Genomic DNA, 9,253 nt, shown 5'->3' with positions numbered 1-9,253 from the left:
CGGACGGCAGGACATCGGCGATGTGATCCGGGAGGACCCAGGCGGACATGGCGTTTTCAGGCGCTGTTAAAAACCGGATTCTACCGGGACCCATGCGGGGCCCCGGCAGGCGCCGGCCTGGGCTCAGGCGAACAGGCCCGCAATCAGCAGGCCCGCGGCCACGCTGATGAGTCCGAAGAAGCGGATCTGCCCGTCGCGCAGCGAGAGCATCTGCGTGAAGACGCGGCGCCAGCCGCCGGGTGACAGCAGCGGGAGCAAGCCCTCGAACACCAGGACGAGCCCCAGCGCCAGCCACCAGGCGTCGCCGCCACCGCTGTTCATGTTCAGCGCTGCGTCGCCGCGCTCGGGCTGCGCAGCGCCCGGAAGAAGTCGGTCGAGGGATCGACCACCATCACGTCGTTGCGGCCCGTGAAGCTGGCCTTGTAGGCCTCTAGGCTGCGGTAGAACTGCGCGAAAGCCGGGTCGCGGCCGAAAGCCTCGGCGAACGAGGCCGCGGCGGCGGCGTCGCCCTCGCCTTTGATGCGCTGGGCGTCGCGGTAGGCCTCGGCCACGATCACCTCGCGCTGGCGGTCGGCGTCGGCGCGGATGGCCTCGCCCTCGGCGTAGCCGGTAGAGCGCAGCTCGTTGGCCACGCGCTTGCGTTCGGCCTCCATGCGCTGGTAGACGGAGGACACGATGGACTCGGCGTAGTCGACGCGGTTGATGCGCACGTCCACCACCTCCATGCCCCAGGGCTGGTTGGCGCTTTGCACCGCCGCCACCACGCCGCGCTGCACCTCGCGCATGAGCTCCTCGCGGTGCGTGGCGAGCAGCTCGCGCAGGGTGCGCTTGTTCACCTCCTGCTGGAACGCGTTGCGCACCACACGGTTGAGCTGCAGGGCGCCCGCGCGCTCGTTGGTGCCCACGTTGCGGATGTAGGCCTGCGGGTCGCTGATGCGCCAGCGCACGTACCAGTCAATCACCACGCGCTGCTTCTCGGCGGTGAGGGTCGGCTCGCTGTCCTGGCTCTCGAGCGTGAGCAGGCGCTTGTCGATGTAGGTGACGTTCTGGAACGGCGGCGGCAGCTTGAAGTTCAGGCCGGGCTCGGTCACGACCTGCTTGATCTGGCCGAGCTGGTAGACCACGCCGAACTGGCGCTGATCGACGACGAACAGCATGGAGCTGGCCACGGCCAGCAGCACGATGAGGGAGGTGACGACGAAACCAAGTTTGTTCATGTTCTGACTTCCCTTATCAGCGGCTTTCGCGCTCGCGCGAGCGGGCGCCGTCGCCGGAGCGCTCGGTCGGCACCGCCGTGGAGGCCGGCGAGGACGTGCTCGGCAGGGCATTGGCGGGCACGCTCGGCGGCATGGCGCCCGCGGACTGCATCAGGCGGTCGAGCGGCAGGTACAGCAGGTTGGAGCCGCCGTTCTTGGTGTCGACCAGCACCTTGGTCACGTTGCCGTAGATCTGCTGCATGGTGTCGATGTAGAGGCGATCGCGCGTGACTTGCGGTGCCTTCTGGTACTCGGCCAGCAGCGACTTGAAGCGCTGCGAATCGCCTTGCGCCTGGGCGGAGATGCGCGCCTTGTAACCCTCGGCCTCTTCCTTCAGTCGCGAGGCCGTGCCGCGGGCGCGTGGCACCACGTCGTTGGCGTAGGCCTCAGCCTCGTTCTTGGCGCGCTCGCGCTCCTGGCCGGCGCGCAGCACGTCGTCGAAGGCCGCCTGCACCTGCTCAGGCGGGCGCACGCCACCCTGCTGCAGGTTCACGGCCACCACGTCGATGCCCACCTTGTAGCGGTCGAGAATGGTCTGCATGAGGCTGCGCACGCGCGGCGCGATCTGGTCGCGTTCCTCGGCCAGCACGGCGTCCATCTTCATCTTGCCCACCACCTCGCGCACGGCGGTCTCGGCGGCCTTGAGCACGGCCAGGTCGGGGTCGCGGCTTTCGAACAGGAAGGCGCGCGCGTCACTCAGGCGGTACTGCACGACGAACTTGATGTCGACGATGTTCTCGTCCTCGGTGAGCATGGACGACTCGCGCAGGCCCGTCGCCGGCACGATGTTGTCGCGCCCCACGTCGACCGAGCGCAGCTGCGTCACGAACACCGTCTCATGCCGCTGCACGGGGTATGGCAGGCGCCAGTTGAAACCGGCCCCCACGGTGCTGTGGTAACGGCCGAACTGGGTGATGACGGCCTGCTGGCCTTCCTGCACGATGAAGAAGCCCGTGCCCAGCCAGATGAGCACCGCGATGCCGGCGATGAGGCCCACGCCCACGCCGGCCGCCTTGGGGTTGGGGTTGAAACCCTGGCCGCCGCCGTTGCCGCCGCCCGTGGGGCCACCGGGGCCGCCGGGCCGGCGGTTGCCCAGCAAGCCACCGAGCTTGCGGTTGAAGTCGCGCCAGAGTTCGTCCAGGTCGGGCGGGCCCTGGTTGGGGCCCTGCCCGCGCGGACGCTGCGGCGATCGCGAATCGTCCTCGCGGCCGTTTTGCTCACCGTCCTCGCGACCCCAGCGCGGGTCGTTGAGGTTGAACACGCCCAGCCAGCGGCGCCAGCCACGCGGACGGGCCGGCGCGGCGTCGCGCGCGGCCTGCGGGGTCCCAAGGTTCACATCCATGCTCGGTGTTGTTCCTGTTATCGACTCGGAGTTCACATTGTGCCCAATCAAACCAGCGGGTCGGCCGCTTCGGCGGGCCGCATGGGGTCTTGTTCGGCCGGCGCGCCGTGGCGGCGCGCCACCTCGGCCGCCAGCCAGGACCGCAGTTCGGGCAGACCTTCGCCCGAAAGCGCGCTCACGAAGACGCGCGGCACGCTCTGCCCATCGACCTCCATCGCGTCCAGCGCACGCAGGGGCCGGTTCGCCGGGTCCATGGCGTCGATCTTGTTGAAAACCAGCAACTGCGGCACCTCGGCCGCCCCGATCTCACCGAGCACACGCTGCACGGCGGCGATCTGCTCGGGGTGGTCGGGGTTGGAGGCGTCGACGACATGCAACAGCAGGTCGGCGTCGGCGGCTTCCTGCAAGGTCGCGGCGAAAGCCTCCACCAGGCCGTGCGGCAGCTCGCGGATGAAGCCCACGGTGTCGGACAGCGACACCGTGCGCCCGGCCTCGCCCAGGTAGAGCTGACGGGTGGTGGTGTCCAGCGTGGCGAAGAGCTGGTCAGCCGCATAGGTGCGGGCCTTCACCAGGGCGTTGAAGATCGAGCTCTTGCCGGCGTTGGTGTACCCCACCAGGGAGATGGTGAAGGCCTCGCGGCGCTGGCGCTGGCGGCGCTGCGTGGCGCGCTGCTTCTTGACCTTCTCCAGGCGCTCTTTGGTGCGCTTGATGGCCTCGCCGATCATGCGGCGGTCGAGCTCGATCTGCGTCTCGCCCGGGCCGCCGCGCATGCCGATGCCGCCGCTCTGGCGCTCCAGGTGCGACCAGCGCCGCACCAGCCGGGTTGACAAGTACTGCAGCCGCGCGAGTTCGACCTGCAGCTTGCCCTCGTGGCTGCGCGCGCGCTGCGCGAAGATTTCCAGGATCAGCAGGGTGCGGTCGTTGACCGGACAGCCCATGTGGCGCTCGAGGTTGCGCTGCTGGGCCGGGCTCAGCGCCTGATCGAACAGCACCTCGCTGGCGCCGGTGGACTGCACCAGCATCTTGATCTCGTCGGCCTTGCCCGAGCCCACGAACAGGGCCGGATCGGGCGCACGGCGCTTGCAGCTGACGCGGTCGGCCACGCGGTAACCCGCGGTCTCGGCCAGCTGGCCCAGCTCCTGCAGGTCGGCATCGAAATGGGGAAGCCCGAAATCAACCCCCACCAGGATGACCGATGGTGTGGCGTTCGGGAGAGAGGCGGTGGGAGATGTCAAATCGGTGGGGCAACGCGCCCTGCGTTGCCCACCCGGCCGTCAGGACGTGCCTGGCGGCTCGGGTTGCGCGTGTCTCGCAGCGGCGGACTCAGGCGGCGTTGGAATCGTCGGGGTTGTTGGCCGAGAACTGCACGGGACGACCGGGAACGATGGTCGAGATGGCGTGCTTGTAGACCATTTGCGTCACGGTGTTGCGCAACAGCACGACGTACTGGTCGAAGGACTCGATCTGGCCCTGCAGCTTGATGCCGTTGACCAGGTAGATCGAGACGGGGACATGTTCCCGGCGCAATTGGTTCAGGAACGGGTCTTGCAAGAGCTGGCCTTTGTTGTTGCTCACGATATGCTCCGTGTTCGGCTGGTTTTGGAGGGTGGAAACATACCACACGGGCATGCCCTGCGCCTCACCGGGCCATTATTTGCGCCTCGGTCATTCGGCTTTGAAGGGGTTGCTCGAGGTTCTGAACTCGATGCGCAGCGGGGTGCCGACGAGGTCGAAGGCCTTGCGAAAGCGCCCCTCCAGGAAGCGCCGGTAGGCGTCGGGCACCCGGTCCAGCGAGTTGCCGTGGATGACGATCACCGGGGGGTTCATGCCGCCCTGGTGGGCGTAGCGCATCTTGGGCCGGGCCTGGCCACCGCGTGACGGCGCCTGGAAGGCCACCGCCTCCTGCAGCAGGCGGGTCAGCACCGGGGTGGGCATCTTGCGCATGGCCGAGGCGTGCGCCTGGGCAATGGAGGCCCACAGCGGCGCCAGGCCCTGGCGCTTTTTCGCCGAAATGCGGTGCAGCGCGGCGAACTTCAGGAACGCCAGGCGGTTTTCGATCTGGCGCTCCAGCTGCTCGCGCTGGTAGCTGTCGATCGCGTCCCATTTGTTGATGGCCACCACCACGGCGCGGCCACTCTCCAGGATGTAGCCCGCGATGTGGGCGTCCTGGTCGGTCACGCCTTGGGTGGCGTCGAGCAGCAACAGCACGACGTTGGCGTTCTCGATGGCCTGGAGCGTCTTGATGACGGAGAACTTCTCGATCGCCTCGAACACGCGGCCCTTGCGGCGCAGGCCGGCCGTGTCGACCAGCTCGAAGCGTTGGCCATTGCGCTCGAAGGGCACGCTGATGGCGTCGCGCGTGGTGCCGGGCATGTCGAAAGCGACCAGGCGCTCCTCGCCGAGCCAGGCGTTGATCAGCGTGGATTTGCCGACGTTGGGGCGGCCCGCCACGGTCAGGCGGATGGTGCCGGTGTTGTCCTCGGCCTCGCCTTCCTCGTCCTCGGCCAGGCCGGGGACTTGGTCGAGGGCGGTCTCGATCATGGAGCGAACGCCCTGCCCGTGCGCGCCCGACACGGGCAGCACTTCGCCCAGGCCGAGTTCGAAGAACTCCACCAGCTGGGTGCCCTGGGTCATGCCCTCGGCCTTGTTGGCCACCAGCACGCAGGGCTTGCCCAGGCGGCGCAGGTAGTTGGCGATGTCGTGGTCCTGCGCGCTCAGGCCGGCGCGCGCGTCGACCACGAAGAGCACCACGTCGCTTTCGGCCACGGCTTGGCGCGTCTGCTGCGCCATTTCGCGGTAGATGCTGCCCTCGCCGGCGTCGGGCTCGAAGCCGCCGGTGTCGACGACGATGTACTCGCGTTTGCCCAGGCGGCCATTGCCGTAGTGGCGGTCGCGCGTGAGGCCGGCCAGGTCGGCCACGATGGCGTCGCGAGTGCCCGTGAGGCGGTTGAACAAGGTGGACTTGCCCACATTGGGGCGGCCCACGAGCGCGACGACGGGTTTCATGGAGGGCGAACGGGCCTTATTGCGGGCGCCAGGCGTACAGGCCGCCGCGCGCTGTCATGACCACCAGCGCGTCGCCGGCCAGCACGGGCGGCGACACGATGGCCGAGCCGTCGGTGCTCAGACGGGCCATTTCACTGCCGTCCTCGCGCGACAGCACGTGCACCAGGCCGGTGCCGTCGCCCAGCGCAATCACGCGGCCCAGGGCCAGCGGGGCGCTGAGTTGGCGGTACTTCAGGCGCTCGGAACTCCAGGCCTGTTCACCGCTGTCGCGCCGCCAGGCCAGGAGGGTGCCGTTGCTTTCGGTACCGAACAGCAGGCGGTCGTCGCCGTGCACGCCCACCACGCCCTGCGCCGGCTTGGTCCAGATCACGGAGCCGCGCACGCCGTCCAGGCAACCCACCGCGGCGCTGTAGGCGCGCACGCAGATGTTGGTGCCGATGCGGCTGACGGGCGCCAGCACGTCGACCAGGCGCTCGACCTCGTTGGTGCCGCGCGCCGTGGCCACGGGCGCTTCCCAGCGCACCGTGCCGTTGTCGGGGTTGAGGCCGACCAGGCGGCCGGACACGCCGGCCACCAGGGTGTCGCCCACGGCCGCGAGCGCGCCCGGCTGGTTCAGCGTGAGCGGGTCGCCCGAGCGGGTCTGGTTCCACAGGCGCGCCCCGTTGGCGGCGTCGAAGGCCACCACGCTGCGATCGGCGGTGAGCACGAACACCCGGCCGCCGGCCACCAGCGGCGGCGTGAAGGAACGCGCCGGCAGGCGCACGCGCCAGCGCGTCTCGCCGTCGACGATGGCCACCAGCACATTGGCGGCGGTGACGACGGCGGCGGTCTGGCCGTCGCTGCCCACGCCCGTGGCCAGGCGGGTGCGCAGGTCCACGCGCCAGGCGTCGGCGCCGGTGTTGGCGTCGATGGCGGCCACCACGCCGGTGGCGCCGGCCGCGAACACGTGGCCGGCCGCGTGCACGGGCACGAAGCCCGAGCCGCCCTCGCCCACGTTGGCGGTCCAGATCTGGCGCGTGCCCATCAGCTGGGTGGCGGGGCCCAGGTCCGCTGGCTGCGGCTTCTTGGGCCCGGAGGAGCAGGCCGCGAGCGTGAGCGCGGCCGCGAGGCACAGGCTGGCGGTGCGCAGGCGCTTCATGGCTTGGCTCCCGCGTCCACGGCCACGCCCAGCGAGGCCAGCTTCACCGCCACCAGGCGGCGCACCTCATTGCCGGCATCCAGCGCCTTCCAGGCGGCCTCGTACTGGGCCTTGGCCTCCTCGGTCTTGCCCTGGGCCAGCAGCACGTCGCCACGGCGGTCGGCCAGCAGCGGCTCGAAGGGCGCCGGCACCTTGGCCTGCAGCACCTGCAGGGCGGCGTCGGGCTTGTCGGCCTGCAGCTCCACCGAGGCCAGGCGCAGGCGGGCGACGGCCTGCAGCCCCTCGTCCTTGCTCTCGTTCAACACGGCCTGCAGGGCCTCGCGCGCCTTGTCGAGCTGGCCGCCGTCGAACAGCGCCTTGCCGGCCAGCAGGCCGGCCTGGGCGGAGAAGGTGGTGCGGGCGAAATCGGCGCGCATGTCGGCCAGCACGCGGCCCACGCGGTCCAGGTCCTTGGACTGCACGGCGCGGTCGACCTCTTCATAGAGCACCGCCGCCTTGGCCGCCTGGTTGCGCTGCCACCAGTTCCAGCCGTTGTAGGCGGCGAAGCCGCCGAACACCACGATGAGCAGCCAGCTGATGGCGTTGCCGTACTTGGCCCAGAAGTGTTTGATCTGGTCGAGCTGTTCCTGCTCTTCGAGGTCGAGGTGTTTGGCCATTGGACTCGTCGTTCGCGAAAGTGCTGGATTGTAGGTAGGCGGGCGACCCGCTCAGTGCGCGCGAAGGCGGGCAGCGATGGCGCCGGGATCGGCCAGGGGCAGCATCACCTGCCCCGCCGCCTGCTCGCGCTCGCCGCGCAGGGGCTTGAGCGCCACCTGGCCCAAGGCGATTTCCTCGGCACCGAAGATGAGCGCGAAGCGCGCGCCGCTGGCGTCGGCCTTCTTGAACTGCGATTTCATGCTGCCCATGCCCTCGGCGCCGGCGGCGTGCATCTGCACGCGGGCGCCGGCCTGGCGCAGAGCGCGCAGCAGCGGCATGACGCGCGGCAGCTCGGCGGCGTCGGGCACCACGGCGTAGGCGTCGGGCACCGGCGCTTCGGGCAGGCGGCCCTGCTCTTTCAGCAGCTCCAGGATGCGCTCCATGCCCAGGGCCCAGCCCACGGCGGGCGTGGGCTTGCCGCCGATCTGCTCGAACAGGCCGTCGTAGCGGCCGCCCGCGCACACCGTGCCCTGCGAGCCGAGCTGGGTGGTGACGAACTCGAACACCGTGAGGTTGTAGTAGTCCATGCCGCGCACCAGGCGCGGATTGACGCGGTACGCGATGCCGTGCGCCTCCAGCAGGGCCTTCACGCGCCCGAAGTGCGCGAGCGATTCGGCCCCCAGGTGGTCCATGAGCTTGGGCGCCGCGTTCACCAGCGCCTGCATGGCGGGGTTCTTGGTGTCGAGGATGCGCAGCGGGTTGCTGTGCAGGCGGCGCCTGGCGTCCTCGTCGAGCTGTTCGGCGTGCGATTCCAGGTAGGCGATCAGCGCCTGGCGGTGCGCCAGGCGTTCGGCGGGTTGGCCCAGGCTGTTGATCTCGAGCTCGATGCCCGTGAGGCCCAGCCTGGCCCACAGGTCGCAGGCCAGCACGATGAGTTCGACGTCGACGTCGGGGCCGGCGAAGCCCAGGGCCTCGGCGCCGAACTGATGGAATTGCCGGTAGCGACCACGCTGCGGGCGCTCGTGCCGGAACATCGGGCCCATGTAGTACAGGCGCTTGGGGCCGTCGTAGAGCATGGAATGCTCCAGCGCGGCGCGCACCACGCCGGCGGTGTTCTCAGGCCGCAGCGTGAGGTGCTCGCCGTTGAGCCGGTCCTCGAAGGAGTACATCTCCTTCTCGACGATGTCGGTCACCTCGCCCAGGCCCCGCACGAACAGCGCCGTGGGCTCCACGATGGGCGTGCGCAGGTTGCGGTAGCCGTAGCCCGCCATGAGCGCGCGCAGCGTGTCTTCCAGCCACTCCCAGTGCGCCGACTGCGGAGGGGCGATGTCGTTCATGCCTTTGACGGCAACCAGTTTCTCGGCCATGGAAAAAGGGGCGGTCAGGCGTGCAACACGCCGAACCGCTTCTCGATGTAGTTTTCGACGATGGTCTGGAACTCGCGCGCGATGCCCTCACCGCGCAGCGTGACGGCCTTCTGGCCGTCGATGAACACCGGCGCGGCCGGCGCCTCGCCGGTGCCGGGCAGGCTGATGCCGATGTCGGCGTGCTTGCTTTCGCCCGGGCCGTTGACGATGCAGCCCATGACCGCGACCTTCAGGCCCTCGACACCCGGGTAGCGCTCGCGCCAGACCGGCATGGAGGCGCGCAGGTAGTCGTCGATCTGCTTGGCCAGTTCCTGGAAGGTGGTGCTGGTGGTGCGGCCGCAGCCGGGACAGGCGGTGACGCTGGGCACGAAGCTGCGCAGGCCCAGGGCCTGCAGGATCTCCAGGGCGACCACCACCTCCTGTGTGCGCGCCTCGCCGGGCTGCGGCGTGAGCGAGATGCGAATGGTGTCGCCAATGCCCTGCTGCAGCAGCACCGACAGCGCGGCGG

At 69.7% G+C, this 9,253-nt stretch carries 10 protein-coding genes; all 10 read right to left on the bottom strand.

Features of this window, described 5'->3' with window-relative positions; genetic code table 11:
- Positions 1-123: 123 nt before the first annotated feature.
- The gene (locus BGO22_RS14150) at positions 124-321 is read right to left on the bottom strand and encodes a DUF2065 domain-containing protein (RefSeq protein WP_070400059.1); all 198 of its coding nucleotides are present in this window, start codon (positions 319-321) and stop codon (positions 124-126) included.
- A 2-nt stretch (positions 322-323) separates the two neighbouring features.
- Positions 324-1,217, bottom strand: a complete 894-nt coding sequence (gene hflC / locus BGO22_RS14145; protein WP_070400058.1) for a protease modulator HflC — start codon at positions 1,215-1,217, stop codon at positions 324-326.
- A 16-nt stretch (positions 1,218-1,233) separates the two neighbouring features.
- On the bottom strand, positions 1,234-2,598 hold the full coding sequence (gene hflK, locus BGO22_RS14140) for an FtsH protease activity modulator HflK (protein ID WP_254668183.1): 1,365 nt from the start codon (positions 2,596-2,598) through the stop codon (positions 1,234-1,236).
- 47 nt (positions 2,599-2,645) lie between these two features.
- On the bottom strand, positions 2,646-3,833 hold the full coding sequence (gene hflX, locus BGO22_RS14135; RefSeq protein WP_070400057.1) for a GTPase HflX: 1,188 nt from the start codon (positions 3,831-3,833) through the stop codon (positions 2,646-2,648).
- 88 nt (positions 3,834-3,921) lie between these two features.
- The gene (gene hfq / locus BGO22_RS14130; RefSeq protein WP_070400056.1) at positions 3,922-4,227 is read right to left on the bottom strand and encodes an RNA chaperone Hfq; all 306 of its coding nucleotides are present in this window, start codon (positions 4,225-4,227) and stop codon (positions 3,922-3,924) included.
- A gap of 36 nt (positions 4,228-4,263) precedes the next feature.
- Positions 4,264-5,604 (bottom strand): ribosome biogenesis GTPase Der, encoded by a 1,341-nt coding sequence (gene der, locus BGO22_RS14125; RefSeq protein ID WP_070400055.1) that lies wholly within the window; start codon positions 5,602-5,604, stop codon positions 4,264-4,266.
- Between the two features lie 16 nt (positions 5,605-5,620).
- Positions 5,621-6,742 carry an outer membrane protein assembly factor BamB gene (bamB, locus tag BGO22_RS14120; protein ID WP_070400054.1) on the bottom strand — a complete coding sequence of 374 codons (1,122 nt, stop codon included), beginning with the start codon at positions 6,740-6,742 and terminating at the stop codon, positions 5,621-5,623.
- Positions 6,739-7,398, bottom strand: coding sequence for a YfgM family protein (locus BGO22_RS14115; RefSeq protein ID WP_070400053.1), 660 nt, complete (start codon positions 7,396-7,398; stop codon positions 6,739-6,741). Before BGO22_RS14115 ends, bamB begins: the two co-directional genes overlap by 4 nt.
- 51 nt (positions 7,399-7,449) lie before the next feature.
- Entirely contained in the window at positions 7,450-8,745 is a 1,296-nt protein-coding gene (gene hisS, locus BGO22_RS14110; protein WP_070400052.1) for a histidine--tRNA ligase, read from the bottom strand.
- A 14-nt stretch (positions 8,746-8,759) separates the two neighbouring features.
- On the bottom strand, positions 8,760-9,253 hold a 494-nt coding region (locus BGO22_RS14105; protein WP_286851389.1), incomplete at its 5' end, for a flavodoxin/ferredoxin-dependent (E)-4-hydroxy-3-methylbut-2-enyl-diphosphate synthase.

This window comes from Hydrogenophaga sp. 70-12 (assembly GCF_001897365.1).
In the GTDB taxonomy this organism is placed as follows: Bacteria; Pseudomonadota; Gammaproteobacteria; order Burkholderiales; family Burkholderiaceae_C; genus Hydrogenophaga; species Hydrogenophaga borbori.
The sequence above is the reverse complement of the archived record's forward strand: the minus strand, read 5'-3'. Positions and strand labels throughout refer to the sequence as shown.

Bases quoted from the DNA above. Each gene is read 5' to 3' on its own strand.
- der (WP_070400055.1), bottom strand. From the start codon at position 5,604: ATGAAACCCGTCGTCGCGCTCGTGGGCCGCCCCAATGTGGGCAAGTCC.
- hisS (WP_070400052.1), bottom strand. From the start codon at position 8,745: ATGGCCGAGAAACTGGTTGCCGTCAAAGGCATGAACGACATCGCCCCT.
- hflC (WP_070400058.1), bottom strand. From the start codon at position 1,217: ATGAACAAACTTGGTTTCGTCGTCACCTCCCTCATCGTGCTGCTGGCC.
- hfq (WP_070400056.1), bottom strand. From the start codon at position 4,227: ATGCCCGTGTGGTATGTTTCCACCCTCCAAAACCAGCCGAACACGGAG.
- BGO22_RS14115 (WP_070400053.1), bottom strand. From the start codon at position 7,398: ATGGCCAAACACCTCGACCTCGAAGAGCAGGAACAGCTCGACCAGATC.
- bamB (WP_070400054.1), bottom strand. From the start codon at position 6,742: ATGAAGCGCCTGCGCACCGCCAGCCTGTGCCTCGCGGCCGCGCTCACG.
- BGO22_RS14150 (WP_070400059.1), bottom strand. From the start codon at position 321: ATGAACAGCGGTGGCGGCGACGCCTGGTGGCTGGCGCTGGGGCTCGTC.
- hflK (WP_254668183.1), bottom strand. From the start codon at position 2,598: ATGGATGTGAACCTTGGGACCCCGCAGGCCGCGCGCGACGCCGCGCCG.